The sequence below is a fragment of the Pectobacterium peruviense genome (assembly GCF_003312355.2).
In the GTDB taxonomy this organism is placed as follows: Bacteria; Pseudomonadota; Gammaproteobacteria; order Enterobacterales; family Enterobacteriaceae; genus Pectobacterium; species Pectobacterium peruviense.
This window is the reverse complement of sequence record NZ_CP161826.1, coordinates 556,405-572,350: the sequence shown is the minus strand read 5'-3', so window position 1 is coordinate 572,350 and position 15,946 is coordinate 556,405. Positions and strand designations below refer to the sequence as shown.

Genomic DNA, 15,946 nt, shown 5'->3' with positions numbered 1-15,946 from the left:
TGTAAAAGTGTTGTTTGTAAAAGGTAGCTAACGTGCGTTTGATTCTGACTTTTCTTCTGGGATGTTTATTATCAACCGCCGCGTTGGCTGCCACTGCGCCCAATGAGTCGCAGTTACGCCAGCAGCTACAGCAGGCGGAAGCCAACAAAGGCGCAGCCGATCAGGCGAAAATTGTCGAGGAATATCAGGCTGCACTGAATACCTTACAGGATCGCAAAGAGGCGCAGGAACGCGCCACACAGTATCAGCGCGTCATTGATGATTTCCCCAAACTGGTTCAAGAGCTGCGTCGCCAGCTTAATGCCGAAGATGGCAAGTCATCGTCGATTTCAGAGAGTCTCTCCAGCAACGATCTCGAACAGCAGTTACTGCAAACAAGCAGTCAGTTGTTGGAACAGGCTCGCCAACTCCAGCAAGAACAGGATCGGCTGCGTGAAATCGGCGATTCACTGAGCCAGCTTCCACAGCAGCAAACTGAAGCCAGCCGCATGCAAAGCGATGCGGAGCGCCGTATTCAGTCTCTCGGTACGCCCGCCACCCCGCTGGGGCAAGCGCAGCTCGTCGCACTTCAGGCCGAATCCGCACTGCGCAAAAGCCGGGTGGATGAACTGGAGCTGGCGCAGCTTTCAGCCAGTAACCGTCAGGAGCTGTCTCGTTTACGCGTCGAGCTATATAAAAAGCGTCACGACAGGCTGGATCTGCTGCAACAGGATTTACGCAGCCGACTTAACAATCTGCGCCAGCGTGAAGCCGAGCAGGCATTAGAACGCACAGAACTGCTCGCTGAACAAAGTGGCGATTTACCCGCTGTCATCAGCAAGCAGTTACAGATTAACCGTGAGCTATCCGTCGCGCTGAATCAACAAGCCCAGCGGATGGATCTTATCGCCTCTCAGCAACGTCAGGCCGCGACGCACACGATTCAGGTTCGTCAGGCGCTGAGCACCATTCGCGAACAGGCGCAGTGGCTCGGTGTTTCACCGATATTGGGTGAAACGTTGCGGGCACAGATCGCCCGTCTGCCGGAAATGCCCAAACCTCAACTGCTGGATAGCGATATGGCGCAGCTGCGCGTACAGCGCCTGCACTTCGAAGACCTGATTAATAAACCGCAAGATCTTGATAACACCAAACAGGATAACGGCGATCCGTTGACCAGCGCACAGCAGCGTATCCTGACCGATCAGATGCGTACCCAGCGCGATTTGCTGACTTCACTGATCTCCGGCTGTGACTCGCAGATACTCGAACTCACCAAACTCAAAGTCGCCAATAACCAACTGGCGGATGCCTTAACCGAAACGCGCGAAGCAGCCCACCGCGATCTGTTCTGGGTTGCTGATGTTGAGCCTGTGACGTTCGCCTATCCGATCAAGCTGGTGCAGGATCTGACGCGCCTGCTGTCGCTGGATACGCTGACACAGCTGGGTAGCGCACTCGTGATGATGGTGACTAGCCAGGAAACCGTGCTGCCGCTGCTGGGCGCATTGCTACTGGTTGGCTTCAGCATCAGCTCCCGCCGTCACTATCATGCGTTCATGGAACGTGCCAGCAGCCGCGTGGGTAAAGTCACGCTCGATCACTTTATGCTGACGCTGCGTACTGTGTTCTGGTCCCTCCTTACCGCCCTGCCGCTACCGGTGCTCTGGGCGGCGCTGGGTTACGGACTGCAAAACGCCTGGCCTTACCCTATCGCTGTCGCCATCGGCGACAGCGTCACCGCCACCGTACCGTTAATGTGGCTGGTGATGATCAGCGCCTCGTTCTCGCACCCGCAGGGGCTGTTTATTGTTCACTTCCGCTGGTCGCCAGAGCACGTAGCCAGAGCGATGCGCTATTATCGCCTCTCCATCGCCTTTATCGTGCCGCTGATTATGGCGCTGATTACCTTCGATAAGCTCAACGATCGCGAATTCTCCAGCACGCTGGGGCGGCTCTGCTTCATTCTTCTCTGTATGGCGTTGAGTCTGGTCACGGCTGGGTTAAAACGCGCCGGTATTCCGCTGTATCTGGATAAAGAAGGGTCGGGAGAGAACTCCGTTAACCGCGCGATGTGGAACATCCTGATCGGCGTACCGCTCGTTGCCGCGCTGGCCTCCTGCATCGGCTATCTGGCGACAGCACAGGCGCTGTTAGCGCGATTGGAAACCTCTGTCTCCATCTGGTTTTTCCTGTTGGTGATTTACCACATTATTCGCCGCTGGATGCTGATTCAGCGGCGTCGCATCGCCTTCGATCGCGCCAAGCAACGACGTTCGGAAATTCTGGCGCAGCGTGCCAAAGGTGAAGAAGATCCGCAGTCTGCGTCATCCCATGAAAGCAGCTCGGAAGCCGTGGAAGAACCCGTCGTCGATCTGGATGCCATCAGCGCCAAATCCTTGCAGTTGGTACGATCCATTCTGACGTTGATCGCACTGGTTTCCGTGATCGCATTGTGGTCAGAGATTCATTCAGCCTTCGCGTTTCTGGAGAATATCAGCCTGTGGGATGTCTCTAGCACGGTCAAAGGCGTGGAGAGCGTGCAGGCGATTACGCTGGGGTCCGTGCTCATCGCTATTCTGATTTTCATTGTTACCGCGCAGCTGGTGCGTAACCTGCCCGCCCTGCTGGAGCTGGCGATCCTGCAACATCTGGATCTGTCGCCGGGCAGCGGCTACGCCATTACCACCATCAGCAAATATATTCTGATGCTGATCGGCTGCCTGATGGGATTCTCACTCATCGGGATCGAATGGTCGAAACTGCAATGGCTGGTTGCTGCGCTGGGTGTAGGGCTTGGGTTTGGTTTGCAGGAGATCTTCGCCAACTTTATCTCCGGCCTGATCATCCTGTTCGAGAAACCGATCCGCATCGGCGATACCGTCACAATCCGCGATCTCACGGGTAGCGTCATGCGTATTAATACCCGCGCCACCACCATTTCCGACTGGGATCGCAAAGAGATTATCGTTCCGAACAAGGCGTTTATCACCGAACAGTTTATCAACTGGTCGCTGTCAGATTCAGTCACCCGTGTCGTCATGACGGTGCCTGCTCCGGCGAATGCGAACAGTCAGGAAGTCACAGAATTGCTCATGGATGCGGTGAAGCGTTGTTCGCTGATTCTGGATACGCCAGAGCCAGAAGCCTTCCTCGTCGACCTCCAACAGGGGATTCAGATTTTCGAGCTGCGCGTTTTCGCCGCCGAAATGGGGCACCGAATGCCGCTGCGCCATGAACTGCACCAGCTGATTCTGGAAAACTACCGCAAGCACAATCTCGAGCTTCCTTTCCCACCGTTCCAGGTGAAAATGGACAATCTGTCGCGCAGTGGAAAAACGCTGACGCCACGGCAGCGAACGCCGGGCAGCTTATAAGAGAGGAAAATGGGCGGCGGCCAGATGTGGCACCGCCCTATATCAGACGGGTTACGCGCGCTCTACGGAGAACGCAATCACGTCACTCAGCTTCTCGGCATTCAGCGCCAGCATGATCAAACGATCCACACCTAACGCCACACCGGCACACTCAGGCAGACCGTGTTTCAACGCCGCCAGCAGGTTTTCATCAATCGGCTGCTGTGACAGGCCACGCGCGGCACGCTTACGGTTATCCTGCTCGAAACGCTGACGCTGCTCATCGGCATCGGTCAATTCGCGGAAGCCATTCGCCAGCTCAATCCCTTTGAAATAGACTTCAAAACGCTCGGCAACGCGATGGTCTTCCGAGCTGATCTCTGCCAGAGAGGCTTGCGTGGCTGGGAAGTGGTAGACAAATGCTGGCTTGTCGCGCCCGATGTTCGGCTCAACGCCGAAAGTAAACAGCATCTGCACCAGCGAATCGCGATCGTCTTCACGGCAGGCGATATCGCCCAGCCCGAGTTTTTCTGCCGCTTCGCGCAGTTGCGCTTTATCGACAGAAAGAGGATCAATTTCCAGATGGCGTAAAAATGCCTGCTGATAGGAAAGCATTTCCGCGCTTTCACAATCTAGCACCTGCTGTAACAGGTCATCGACCTCATTCATCAGACGATACATATCATAGTGAGGGCGATACCATTCCAGCATGGTGAATTCTGGGTTGTGGTGTCGGCCTGATTCTTCGTTGCGGAAACTGCGACACAGTTGGAAGATCGGCCCGCTACCAGCAGCCAGCAGACGCTTCATGTGGTATTCCGGACTAGTCATCAAATACAGCGTCATGCCATCCGCAGCACCGGGGCCAACGAAGCGGGTTTGGAATGGGTATAAGAAAACATCCGTTACCGTCGCCTGACTCATCGCTGGCGTTTCGACTTCCAGCACTCCACGATCGGTGAAGAAACGTCGGACAGCGGCAACTATCGACGCTCGTTTCAACAAATTAGCGACAGAAGCACTAGGTTGCCAACTTGTCGTCTCGCTCATGGTTCTTACTCCAAAGTCAAACAGGGGGTGCAGTCTACCCGCATCAGCCCAAATTTCCAGCGGAAAAAAGCCAGATGTGCTTTTCCACAAGGCGTGTCCTATCCTTTCAAAGACGGCGAAAAGAGAGCATCCATAAATTATATCCAGTGAATCATTTTCTTATATCCCTCTCAAAAGGGTTATTAAAGAAATAAAAGCATCGTTTCTCTGTAAATAAGCCTTCCGATCACGTTTTTATCAATAAATACGGTACTTGCTGAAAAAACCACAAAATGCAGGATCACATCAAATTTCGCCTACCTATAATTCGGTATAATCATTCCCACACAAAAATTATAGGTTTATCTATTCTTTATATGTCTATCACACAATTTTAATCGGGTTTGATATTAAGCTCGGATATAAAGACAGAAATGAATAGATATTATTTTTTTATTTTAACTTAATTAACTTAAGTAACTGGAGGAATGCATTGCAAACCTTTAATGCTGATTTGGCCATTATCGGGGCCGGGGGTGCTGGCCTACGAGCAGCAATAGCTGCCGCGGAAGCTAACCCTCAACTGAAAATAGCGCTGATCTCAAAAGTCTACCCAATGCGTAGCCATACCGTGGCGGCAGAAGGTGGATCGGCAGCGGTGACTCAGGAACACGATAGCTTTGATTATCACTTCAACGACACCGTATCTGGTGGCGACTGGCTGTGTGAACAAGACGTTGTTGAGCACTTCGTCAAACACTGTCCGGAAGAGATGATTCAACTGGAACAGTGGGGCTGCCCTTGGAGCCGTAAACCCGATGGTTCTGTCAACGTTCGTCGCTTTGGCGGGATGAAGATCGAACGCACTTGGTTTGCCGCCGATAAAACCGGCTTCCACATGTTGCATACGCTGTTCCAAACGTCCCTTAAATATCCACAAATCCAACGTTTTGATGAGCATTTTGTCCTCGACGTACTGGTCGATGACGGCCAGGCACGCGGTCTCGTTGCCATCAACATGATGGAAGGCTCGCTGATTCAGATCCGTGCTAACGCGGTAGTACTGGCGACTGGCGGTGCAGGACGCGTGTACCGTTATAACACCAATGGCGGTATCGTCACGGGCGACGGTATGGGCATGGCGTTCCGCCACGGCGTACCGCTGCGTGATATGGAATTCGTTCAATATCACCCGACCGGTTTACCCGGCTCCGGTATCCTGATGACCGAAGGCTGTCGCGGCGAAGGCGGCATCATGGTCAACAAAGACGGCTACCGTTACCTGCAAGACTACGGCATGGGTCCGGAAACGCCACTGGGCGAACCGAAAAACAAATACATGGAGCTGGGGCCGCGCGATAAAGTATCGCAAGCATTCTGGCACGAATGGCGCGCAGGCCGCACCGTCTCAACCCCGTTGGGCGATGTGGTTTATCTCGATTTGCGCCACCTCGGCGAGAAGAAGCTTCTGGAACGTCTGCCGTTCATCTGCGAACTGGCAAAAGCCTATGTCGGCGTCGATCCCGTGAAGGAGCCGATTCCTATCCGTCCTACCGCACACTATACGATGGGCGGCATTGAAACCGATCAGAATTGCGAAACCCGCATCAAAGGCCTGTTTGCCGTCGGCGAATGTTCTTCTGTTGGCCTGCACGGTGCGAACCGCCTTGGTTCCAACTCGCTGGCCGAACTGGTGGTCTTCGGGCGCGTCGCAGGTGAGCATGCCGTACAACGTTCACAGGCGGCAGCACCAGCCAACGGTACAGCGCTGGACGCACAAACGCGCGATATCGAACAGCGTCTGCATGACCTGATGAATCAGGAAGGCACCGAAAGCTGGGCGAAAATCCGTGACGAAATGGGCATATCGATGGAAGAAGGCTGTGGTATTTACCGCACCACCGACCTGATGCAGAAAACCGTCGATAAGATGGCGGAGCTGAAAGAACGCTTTAAACGCGTGAAAATCACCGACCGCTCCAGCGTGTTCAACACCGATCTGCTATACACCGTTGAACTGGGTCACAGCCTGGATGTTGCGGAATGTATGGCGCACTCGGCAATCAACCGTAAAGAATCCCGCGGCGCGCATCAGCGTCTGGATGACGGTTGCACCGAGCGTGATGACGTTAACTTCCTGAAGCATACGCTGGCGTTCTATAACCCGGAAGGTGCACCTCGTCTGGAGTATAGCGATGTGAAGATTACCAAACTGCCACCGGCCAAACGCGTATACGGTGCAGAAGGCGATGCTCAGGAAGCAAGTAAGAAGGAGCAGGCGAATGGCTGAGATGATCAAAACCCTGAAAATGGAAGTCATGCGCTATAACCCTGAACAGGACAGCGAACCGTATTTTGAGACATTCGACGTCCCGTACAACACGCAGACTTCCCTGCTGGATGCGCTGGGTTATATCAAAGATAACCTGGCACCGGACCTCTCTTACCGCTGGTCCTGCCGTATGGCAATCTGTGGCTCCTGCGGCATGATGGTGAATAAGGTCCCCAAATTGGCCTGTAAAACCTTTCTGCGTGAATACACGAACGGTCTAAAGGTCGAAGCGCTGGGCAACTTCCCTATTGAGCGCGATTTGGTGGTCGACATGACCCACTTCATCGAGAGTCTGGAGGCTATCAAGCCATATATCATCGGAAACGATCGTAAACCTGCTGACGGCCCGAATAAGCAGACACCTGCGCAAATGGCGAAGTATCACCAGTTCTCCGGCTGTATTAACTGTGGTCTGTGCTATGCAGCGTGTCCGCAGTTCGGCCTGAACCCTGAGTTCATCGGCCCGGCTGCGATTACGCTGGCGCACCGTTATAACCTGGACAATCGCGATCACGGCAAGAAAGAGCGTATGGCGCAGTTGAACGGTAATAACGGCGTCTGGTCCTGTACGTTTGTGGGCTACTGCTCAGAAGTGTGTCCGAAGCACGTCGACCCTGCCGCTGCCATCCAGCAAGGCAAAGTCGAAAGCGCGAAAGACTTCATGATCGCCATGCTGAAACCACAATAAGGAGGGACAAGGATGACAACTAAACGTAAAGCGTATGTTCGCGGCATGTCACCGACCTGGTGGAAAAAGCTGGGGTTCTACCGCTTTTATATGTTGCGTGAAGGGACTGCCGTTCCTGCCGTCTGGTTTAGCATCGTTTTGATGTGCGGCGTTTTCGCACTGAAAAACGGGCCTGAAGGCTGGGCAAACTTCGTCAGCTTCCTGCAAAACCCGCTGGTACTGCTGATTAATATCGTGGCTCTGCTGGCTGCTGCGCTGCACACCAAAACCTGGTTTGAGCTGGCACCGAAGGCAAGCATCATCGTCATTAAAGACGAAAAAATGGGGCCGGAGCCAATTATTAAAGGGCTTTGGGCTGTCACCGTGGTGGTAACCGTAGCCGTTCTGGCGATCGCCTTACTATTCTGAACAGGAGAAATAACGTGATTAACCCAACGCCAAAACGTTCCGACGAACCTCCTTTCTGGGGCCTGTTCGGTGCTGGTGGGATGTGGAGCGCGTTCTTCGCTCCAGTAATCATCCTGCTGGTCGGTGTGATGCTGCCTCTGGGGTTGTTCCCAGACGCGTTAACCTATGAGCGTATCGCCGCGTTCAGCCAGAGCTTTATCGGCCGCGTATTTTTACTGCTGATGATTGTGTTACCGCTCTGGTGTGGCCTGCACCGTATTCACCACGCGATGCATGACCTGAAAATCCACGTTCCTGCCGGGAAATGGGTGTTCTATGGTCTGGCGGCAATCCTAACCGTCGTCACCGTCATCGGTGTCGTCACGCTGTAAATGTAACACTACATACTCTAAATAATTCGAGTTTCAGGAAGGCGGCAAGGGAAGGAGTCCCGATGAGCTTACTCCAGTAAGTGATTCGGGTGACTGAACGAAGCCAACGCACATGCAACTTGAAGTATGACGAGTACTTAACGGCCTGTGTAATACAGGCCGTATATTTCTCCACCTGCTTACGCCCATCGTCTACACTGGAACAGAGATAAAAAACGATGAGACGTCAATATGATGCCCTTTAGCGCTATTCGCTTTAACACCACTTTCCTCAAACCTCTTATCTTCAAAATCAGACGATGCGGGAAAGCATGCATTGCCGCGCTAGTGGCACTCGTTTCCGTCGCCTGTAGCGTAATGCCCCCCGATAACGTCACCGTCGTGGAAAATTTTGACGTCAATCGTTACCTCGGTACTTGGCATGAGATCGCCCGCCTCGATCACCGCTTTGAGCGCAATCTGGAGCGCGTTACTGCAACTTACAGCCCGCGGGATGACGGCGGGATCAAGGTTATCAATCGGGGCTTTAACGTCGAAAAACAGGAATGGAAAGAAAGTATCGGGAAGGCATATTTCACGGGGTCACCTCAGCGCGGGGCGCTAAAAGTGTCGTTCTTCGGGCCGTTCTATGGTGGTTATAACATTATTGAACTGGATGACGACTACCGCTACGCCCTGATTTGCGGACCAAACCGTGACTACCTGTGGATTCTCTCACGCACGCCAACGTTAGATGCAGCGACACGCGACAAACTGGTAGCCACAGCCAAACGCTACAGCTTCCCGACAGAGGCGCTCATTTGGGTCAATCAGTAACCTGATCGTAATACGAAAATGAAACGGTGCGTTATCCCATAATCTTATCGCGGAACATAAAGAAAACCGCGCCCAGCAGGCATAACCCCGCCCAAATATAATCGGTGCGGAACGGCTCTTTTAAAATGTATATGGAGAAAGGGATAAATACGGAAAGGCTGATCACTTCCTGCAATATTTTCAATTGACCGGCAGAGGCTACCTGATAACCAATCCTATTTGCAGGTACCTGTAAGAGGTATTCAAATAATGCGATCCCCCAACTGATCAACGCAGCAATTATCCAGGTTCGGCCGCTGAAATAGCGCAAATGCCCGTACCAAGCGAACGTCATAAATATATTGCTCAACGTCAGCATGCCGACAGTAATGAAAAGAGGCGACATTATTACTTCTCCGAGTGATCCACTTTCACATTATCTCGCCGCGGGGAAGAAAACGCCATCACGGCATTTTCTTCCACTCGGAAAAGTTATTACGACTTATTTCCTAAATCATACCCTAGATAATTCGAGTTGCATGCAGGCAGCGACGCCGTGACAAATCGGTTCCAGACCGATTTGAACAGCGCTAGCGCTGGCCCGAAGGGTGGACCTCATTTATGAGGTCCATTAATCCCCAGGAGCTTACATCAGTAAGTGACTGGGGTGAGCGACAAATCTGCTGGGAGCAGATTTGAACGCTGTTCACAGCGGCCCTAAGGGGCGAGGCCCACGGATGGGCCGAGTAACAAAGCCAACACACATGCAGCGTGAAGTATAACGGGTATAGGCTATTGGGCGCTGCGCTGAATGGCCTTCCCACCCGCTTCAACATCTTCCCCAACACCTCGGGTGGTATTACACCCAACCACTGCGGAGAGAATAACCAGAGAGAAAATGGCAACAAATGCTTTCTTCAACATACTCGGTTCCTTCTTTATGAGAATAGGATTTCAACGGTACGAAAGGACTGCTTTTTAAGCGTAGCCAATTTTGATTCTTGTGGAGGTTTTTTCGGATGAAGAGCAAAGCAACGGGGAACTTTAGAGAGGAAAATATGAATTAAAAAAGCCGCCTTCACAGAAGGTCGGCTTTTTTCGCATTAATTACTTAACGCGTGAAACGTATTCGCCAGAACGCGTGTCAACTCTGACCACTTCGCCGATCTGTACAAACAATGGCACTTTAACCACGGCACCGGTGCTCAGTGTTGCTGGCTTACCACCGGTTCCTGCGGTATCGCCTTTCAGACCTGGATCGGTATCGGTAATTTCAGCTTCGATGAAATTCGGCGGCAGAACGGTGATCGGGCGACCATCCCACAGCGTAACGATACATTCTGCGTTGTCTTGTAGCCATTTTGCAGAATCACCAACGGTCTTCTCTTCAACCTGATGCTGTTCAAACGTCTCAGGGTGCATGAAGTGGTAGAACTCACCGTCGTTATACAGGTAGTTCATGTTGGTATCTACTACGTCTGCACCTTCGACTGAGTCGGTAGACTTGAAGGTTTTTTCAACGCGAGAGCCCGTCAACAGGCGACGCATTTTTACACGAGCAAAAGCCTGGCCTTTACCCGGCTTCACAAATTCACTGGATTCGATAGCATACGGCTCGCTTTCGAATATGATTTTAAGACCGGAACGGAAATCGTTGCTAGAATAAGTCGCCATAAAGGCCCTCTACAATTTTAATACTGGTACGAAGCCAAAAAAATGGCACACATTGTAACCCTAAATATACCTTCCAGAGAAGATTGGTTGCAGCAACTTGCAGACGTAATTACCGATCCTGATGAATTACTGCAACTTTTGGCACTGAACGATCACGCAAAACTCCGGCAAGGCAATGATGCACGTAGGCTTTTTGCTCTGCGAGTACCACGCGCATTCGCCGCCCGTATGCAAAAAGGTAATCCTGACGATCCGTTATTGCTACAAGTATTGACCGCCCGCGAGGAGTTTATCGTCACTCCGGGTTTCACGCATGATCCACTTGATGAGCAACACAGCGTCGTACCGGGGCTACTGCACAAATATCACAACCGCGCCCTGCTGCTGGTTAAAGGCGGCTGCGCGGTAAACTGTCGCTACTGCTTTCGCCGCCATTTCCCGTATCAGGATAATCAGGGTAACAAGGCAAACTGGCGTCAGGCGCTGGATTATATCCGCCAACACCCTGAGCTGGATGAGATCATTTTTTCCGGCGGCGACCCGCTGATGGCCAAAGACCACGAACTGGACTGGCTGATCACCGAGCTGGAACACATCCCACATCTGAAACGCCTGCGTATTCACAGCCGCTTGCCTGTGGTGATCCCCGCACGCATTACCGACGTTCTGTGCGATCGTCTGTCCCGCAGTTCACTTCAGGTGCTGCTGGTGACGCATATTAACCACCCGCAGGAAATTGATCCTGATTTAACACAAAGTATGGCGCGTTTGCGCCGCGCAGGCGTGACATTGCTCAATCAAAGCGTGCTGCTGCGTGGCGTGAATGACAGCGCAGAGACGCTGGCTCGGCTCAGTAATGCATTATTTGATGCGGGTATTCTGCCTTATTACCTGCACGTACTGGATAAAGTCCAGGGTGCTGCCCATTTTCTGGTGGATGACAATGAAGCTCGCGTCTTAGTCAAAGCGCTAATGAAGAAGGTATCCGGCTATCTGGTGCCACGTCTGGCGCGGGAAATCGGGGGCGAAGCCAGCAAAACGCCGCTGGATTTAGGGATGAAGCAGCATCAGGACGACGCTGAGCTATAACACTGGGTGGGTAAAAATAAGGTGAGAGCAGGTTTCCCCCACTCTCACCCGGTTTTTCTTTAGCTTAAGGACATTTGTAAACGCTGCCGGTCATCTTGCTGTCTAGCGGCGCAAAGCTTGACCAGAAGGTTTCACTCGGGCTGGTTGCACCATAAATAGTATTACCGCCCATCGCCGCCGCTTTATTACGCAGATCGTTTGCTGCACCGCGCATAGCACTGCCGTCGCTATGGTTACCCGCCAGCCAGTTAGACTGACTACCACTAACTTGCCCCAACAGCTGACATTCGCTTCCTGGCTTGGTATCCGTGAACGTCACGGCCTGCCCAGCCGCGCTAAGTTGACTGCTGCTACTACATCCCGCCAGTAAAACTGCCGCTGATAGACCTAACAAAATACGAACCTGCATGTCTTCCTCCTTGCGATTGAAAAACCAAAGGGCACAGGCCCGATTAGTTACGCCACGCTTTGAAGCGGTTGATCAGCCCGTTGGTGGAACTGTCATGGCTGTCGATCGTACTGTCATTTTCCAGCTCTGGCAGAATACGGTTTGCCAGTTGCTTACCTAACTCCACGCCCCACTGATCGAACGTGAAGATGTTCAGGATCGCGCCCTGAGTAAAGATCTTGTGCTCATACAGTGCGATCAGCGCGCCTAGGCTGTATGGCGTAATGTCGCGCAGCAGGATGGAGTTAGTCGGGCGGTTGCCTTCAAATACTTTAAACGGCGCGACATGTTCCACCTCTTTGGCACTTTTGCCTGCCGCCGCAAACTCGGCTTCAACAACCTCACGGCTCTTACCAAACGCCAGAGCTTCGGTCTGTGCAAAGAAGTTCGACAGCAGCTTGCTATGGTGATCGCTCAATGGGTTATGGCTAACGGCCGGTGCAATGAAATCACACGGGACCAGCTTGGTGCCCTGATGAATCAACTGGTAGAAGGCGTGCTGGCCATTCGTGCCCGGCTCACCCCAGATAATCGGCCCAGTCTGATAATCTACCGGATTACCGTTGCGATCGGCTGATTTCCCGTTAGATTCCATATTCCCTTGCTGAAAATAGGCAGCAAAGCGGTGCATGTATTGGTCATACGGCAGAATCGCTTCGGTTTCTGCACCGAAGAAATTGTTGTACCAAATGCCGATCAGCGCCAACAGCACGGGCAGGTTTTTCTCCGCAGGGGTGGAAGCAAAGTGCTTGTCCATCGCATGCGCGCCGCTGAGCAGCTTTTCAAAATTCTCAAAGCCCAGAGAGAGAATGATCGACAACCCAATCGCCGACCACAGGGAGTAGCGTCCGCCGACCCAATCCCAGAATTCGAACATGTTGTTGATATCAATACCAAATTCGCCGACGGCTTTCGCGTTGGTGGACAACGCAGCAAAGTGCTTGGCAACGTGTTTCTCGTCCTGCGCCGTTTTCAGGAACCAGTCGCGCGCGCTGTGCGCGTTGGTCATAGTTTCCTGCGTGGTGAAGGTTTTAGAGGCAACCAGGAACAGCGTGGTTTCTGGGTTCAGCGGCTTCAACGTTTCAGCAATATGCGTGCCGTCAACGTTGGAGACAAAGTGCATATTGAGGTGGTTCTTATAAGGGTTCAGCGCTTCCGTTACCATGAACGGCCCCAGATCGGAACCGCCGATACCGATGTTAACCACGTCGGTAATCGTTTTTCCGGTATAGCCTTTCCACTCGCCGCCGATCACGCGTTCGCTGAAATCTTTCATCTTCGCCAACACCGCGTTGACTTCCGGCATCACATCTTTGCCATCTACCAGAATCGGCGTGTTACTGCGGTTACGCAGAGCAACGTGCAGAACGGCGCGATCTTCCGTGCGGTTGATTTTCTCGCCAGCAAACATGGCGTGAATCGCCGCAGACAGGTCAGTTTCCCGCGCCAGCGCGTGCAGTTTTTCCATGGTTTCGGCGGTGATGCGGTTTTTGGAGTAATCTACCAGCATCTGATCGTCGAACGTTGCGGAAAAATGCGCGAAACGGTCGCTATCTTGTGCAAACAGCTCGCTGATTTGCACGTCTTTCAGCGCGTCAAAATGGGTTTGTAATGCCTGCCAGGCGGCAGTTTGGCTTGGATTGATATTTTTCATAATGCGACTTTCTCTCTAAGCATGAGTTCAAAGTGACTGAATCGATTGTATCCCTTAAAATCCCAATTGAGATCCCTTTTCTTGCTAAAAGCGGTTCATGCCCTGTAGTTACTGGCAGATTGTTTATTGACAGAAACCGCATAACCCGTTATTTCTAACACCGTACTTGCACACTCGGTGTGCAAGCCAGAAGAGGCGCGTCGCCCAGGTAAGATATCGGAGGAACCGTAATCCGCTGATGATATCCGAGGGGGAGCGACGCCGAGATGCGGTGAAATACGGCTTTCACCCTATCGACTACAGAGGCTGAATCCTCTGGGTTGTCACCGAATTCGTCCTGATGGACATTCAGCAAGGTGGAGCGCTTCTGGGTGTATCGTAGTCATTTTCTACGCCTGCCCCCTACTTCTGCTCTCCCCCTGTGCCAAGGTTGATTAATGGAATGCTGTTTACTGAAAAACAGCCTACCCCTGACACGAGGTTTTTTGACATGTCTGCAACTGAAGTATCCGCAAACGCGAACTCTACCGTTATTGCCAAATTTGGCGGCACCAGCGTGGCGGACTTTGACGCTATGAACCGCAGCGCCGATGTGGTGTTATCGAATCCAAATGTACGCGTTGTGGTGCTGTCGGCATCGGCTGGCATTACCAATTTATTGGTCGCACTCGCGGAAGGTCAAACGCCGGAAACGCGCGCCGAACATCTGGCGAAAATTCGCCAAATTCAATACGCCATCATCGATAAGCTGACCAATCAAAGCGTTATTCGCGATGAGATTGATCGCATGCTGGACAATGTTACCACGCTGTCTGAAGCCGCCGCGCTCGCCACGTCTAACGCCCTGACCGACGAACTGGTCAGCCATGGCGAACTGATGTCTACCCTGCTGTTTGTCGAAATTTTGCGTCAGCGTAATGTCGTTGCAGAGTGGTTTGATGTGCGCAAAATCATGCGTACCGACGATCACTTTGGCCGTGCACAGCCGGATTGCAGCGTGCTGGGCGAGCTAACTCGTAGCCAGTTGCAGCCGCGCCTTGAACAAGGTCTGGTGATTACTCAGGGCTTTATCGGCAGCGAAGCAAAAGGCCGCACGACCACGCTGGGTCGTGGCGGTAGCGATTATACGGCGGCACTGCTGGGCGAAGCGCTTAACGTCAGCCGGATTGATATCTGGACCGACGTTCCTGGTATCTACACCACCGACCCACGCGTGGTACCGACGGCAAAACGCATCGATCAAATCATGTTTGAAGAAGCCGCTGAAATGGCAACATTTGGCGCGAAAGTCCTGCACCCAGCCACGCTGTTACCTGCGGTTCGCAGCGACATTCCGGTGTTCGTCGGCTCCAGCAAAGATCCGGCTGCTGGCGGTACGCTGGTGTGCAATAAAACCGAAAACCCGCCGCTGTTCCGCGCGCTGGCGCTACGTCGTAAGCAAACGCTGCTCACGCTATACAGCCTGAACATGCTGCACGCACGCGGCTTTTTGGTCGAAGTTTTCAGCATTTTGGCCCGTCACAATATCTCCGTTGACCTGATCACCACATCAGAAGTCAACGTGGCGCTGACGCTCGATACGACCGGCTCCACCTCAACGGGCGGCAGTCTGCTGTCCAGCGCCTTGCTGACCGAGCTGTCATCGCTGTGTCGGGTTGAGGTTGAAGAGAATTTGTCGCTGGTTGCGCTGATCGGCAACAAGCTGTCTCAGGCCTGTGGCGTAGGGAAAGAAGTGTTTGGCGTGCTGGAACCTTTCCGCATTCGCCTGATCTGCTACGGCGCCAGCAGCAACAACCTGTGCTTCCTCGTACCCGGTGACGATGCCGAGCGAGTGGTACAGACACTGCACCGTAGCCTATTCGAGTAAATTCGCTGTCTCTTAGTCACATTTTATGTGAGCGCGGATTTTGCCCCTATCTGGCGTAAAAATTATGCATCGGTGGGCTTGGCCGCCGAGTGAGCGACAGGACGTCGCGAAAGCCAGTGCCGCGTATGGAACGCGTCACTGGCGGCTCGACTAGCGGTCACGAACACCGATGGAACCGCGTCAGCGGCATAATTTCCGCCGTAAGCCTAGGGTCACGGGGCGAGCGGCGATTGAACCGCCCCGTGTCGGGCGCGTG

At 52.9% G+C, this 15,946-nt stretch carries 14 protein-coding genes and 1 riboswitch; of the genes, 8 read left to right on the top strand and 6 right to left on the bottom strand.

Annotation, left to right across the window (positions count from 1 at the left end; translation table 11 throughout):
• Positions 1–32: 32 nt before the first annotated feature.
• Positions 33–3,356, top strand: coding sequence for a miniconductance mechanosensitive channel MscM (mscM, locus tag DUT67_RS02630; protein ID WP_113633196.1), 3,324 nt, complete (start codon positions 33–35; stop codon positions 3,354–3,356).
• Positions 3,357–3,407: 51 nt separating this feature from the next.
• On the opposite strand, the gene epmA is transcribed toward mscM, so the two are convergent.
• Positions 3,408–4,385: an elongation factor P--(R)-beta-lysine ligase gene (epmA, locus tag DUT67_RS02625; protein ID WP_113627933.1), complete on the bottom strand. Its 978-nt coding sequence runs from the start codon at positions 4,383–4,385 to the stop codon at positions 3,408–3,410.
• Positions 4,386–4,857: 472 nt separating this feature from the next.
• On the opposite strand from epmA, the gene frdA reads away from it, so the two are divergent.
• The 5 genes from frdA (at position 4,858) to blc (ending at position 8,979) form a co-directional block, all read left to right on the top strand.
• Positions 4,858–6,654 carry a fumarate reductase (quinol) flavoprotein subunit gene (frdA, locus tag DUT67_RS02620; protein WP_113633197.1) on the top strand — a complete coding sequence of 599 codons (1,797 nt, stop codon included), beginning with the start codon at positions 4,858–4,860 and terminating at the stop codon, positions 6,652–6,654.
• Positions 6,647–7,384: a succinate dehydrogenase/fumarate reductase iron-sulfur subunit gene (locus tag DUT67_RS02615; RefSeq protein WP_048262615.1), complete on the top strand. Its 738-nt coding sequence runs from the start codon at positions 6,647–6,649 to the stop codon at positions 7,382–7,384. The genes frdA and DUT67_RS02615 overlap by 8 nt, the downstream gene beginning before the upstream one ends.
• 12 nt (positions 7,385–7,396) lie before the next feature.
• Positions 7,397–7,792, top strand: a complete 396-nt coding sequence (gene frdC, locus DUT67_RS02610; RefSeq protein WP_101781790.1) for a fumarate reductase subunit FrdC — start codon at positions 7,397–7,399, stop codon at positions 7,790–7,792.
• A 14-nt stretch (positions 7,793–7,806) separates the two neighbouring features.
• The gene (gene frdD / locus DUT67_RS02605) at positions 7,807–8,163 is read left to right on the top strand and encodes a fumarate reductase subunit FrdD (RefSeq protein ID WP_005972985.1); all 357 of its coding nucleotides are present in this window, start codon (positions 7,807–7,809) and stop codon (positions 8,161–8,163) included.
• Positions 8,164–8,394: 231 nt separating this feature from the next.
• The gene (gene blc, locus DUT67_RS02600) at positions 8,395–8,979 is read left to right on the top strand and encodes an outer membrane lipoprotein Blc (protein ID WP_113633198.1); all 585 of its coding nucleotides are present in this window, start codon (positions 8,395–8,397) and stop codon (positions 8,977–8,979) included.
• Between the two features lie 31 nt (positions 8,980–9,010).
• Here the strand turns inward: blc and DUT67_RS02595 are convergent, their stop codons facing one another.
• The 3 genes from DUT67_RS02595 to efp form a co-directional block, all read right to left on the bottom strand.
• The gene (locus tag DUT67_RS02595) at positions 9,011–9,364 is read right to left on the bottom strand and encodes a DMT family protein (protein WP_011095468.1); all 354 of its coding nucleotides are present in this window, start codon (positions 9,362–9,364) and stop codon (positions 9,011–9,013) included.
• A gap of 386 nt (positions 9,365–9,750) precedes the next feature.
• Positions 9,751–9,882 (bottom strand): entericidin A/B family lipoprotein, encoded by a 132-nt coding sequence (locus DUT67_RS02590; protein ID WP_014916783.1) that lies wholly within the window; start codon positions 9,880–9,882, stop codon positions 9,751–9,753.
• A 183-nt stretch (positions 9,883–10,065) separates the two neighbouring features.
• Positions 10,066–10,632 carry an elongation factor P gene (gene efp, locus DUT67_RS02585; protein ID WP_048262621.1) on the bottom strand — a complete coding sequence of 189 codons (567 nt, stop codon included), beginning with the start codon at positions 10,630–10,632 and terminating at the stop codon, positions 10,066–10,068.
• A 42-nt stretch (positions 10,633–10,674) separates the two neighbouring features.
• On the opposite strand from efp, the gene epmB reads away from it, so the two are divergent.
• Positions 10,675–11,721 (top strand): EF-P beta-lysylation protein EpmB, encoded by a 1,047-nt coding sequence (gene epmB, locus DUT67_RS02580; RefSeq protein ID WP_113633199.1) that lies wholly within the window; start codon positions 10,675–10,677, stop codon positions 11,719–11,721.
• A 64-nt stretch (positions 11,722–11,785) separates the two neighbouring features.
• On the opposite strand, the gene DUT67_RS02575 is transcribed toward epmB, so the two are convergent.
• A complete protein-coding gene (locus tag DUT67_RS02575; RefSeq protein ID WP_113633200.1) occupies positions 11,786–12,130 on the bottom strand; it encodes a DUF4156 domain-containing protein in 345 nt (114 codons plus the stop codon).
• A 43-nt stretch (positions 12,131–12,173) separates the two neighbouring features.
• Entirely contained in the window at positions 12,174–13,823 is a 1,650-nt protein-coding gene (gene pgi, locus DUT67_RS02570) for a glucose-6-phosphate isomerase (protein ID WP_113633201.1), read from the bottom strand.
• A 182-nt stretch (positions 13,824–14,005) separates the two neighbouring features.
• A riboswitch (Lysine riboswitch) is annotated at positions 14,006–14,198 on the top strand.
• Between the two features lie 115 nt (positions 14,199–14,313).
• Between pgi and lysC the strand changes: the two genes are divergently transcribed.
• On the top strand, positions 14,314–15,690 hold the full coding sequence (lysC, locus tag DUT67_RS02565; RefSeq protein WP_113627945.1) for a lysine-sensitive aspartokinase 3: 1,377 nt from the start codon (positions 14,314–14,316) through the stop codon (positions 15,688–15,690).
• The last annotated feature ends 256 nt before the right edge of the window (positions 15,691–15,946 follow it).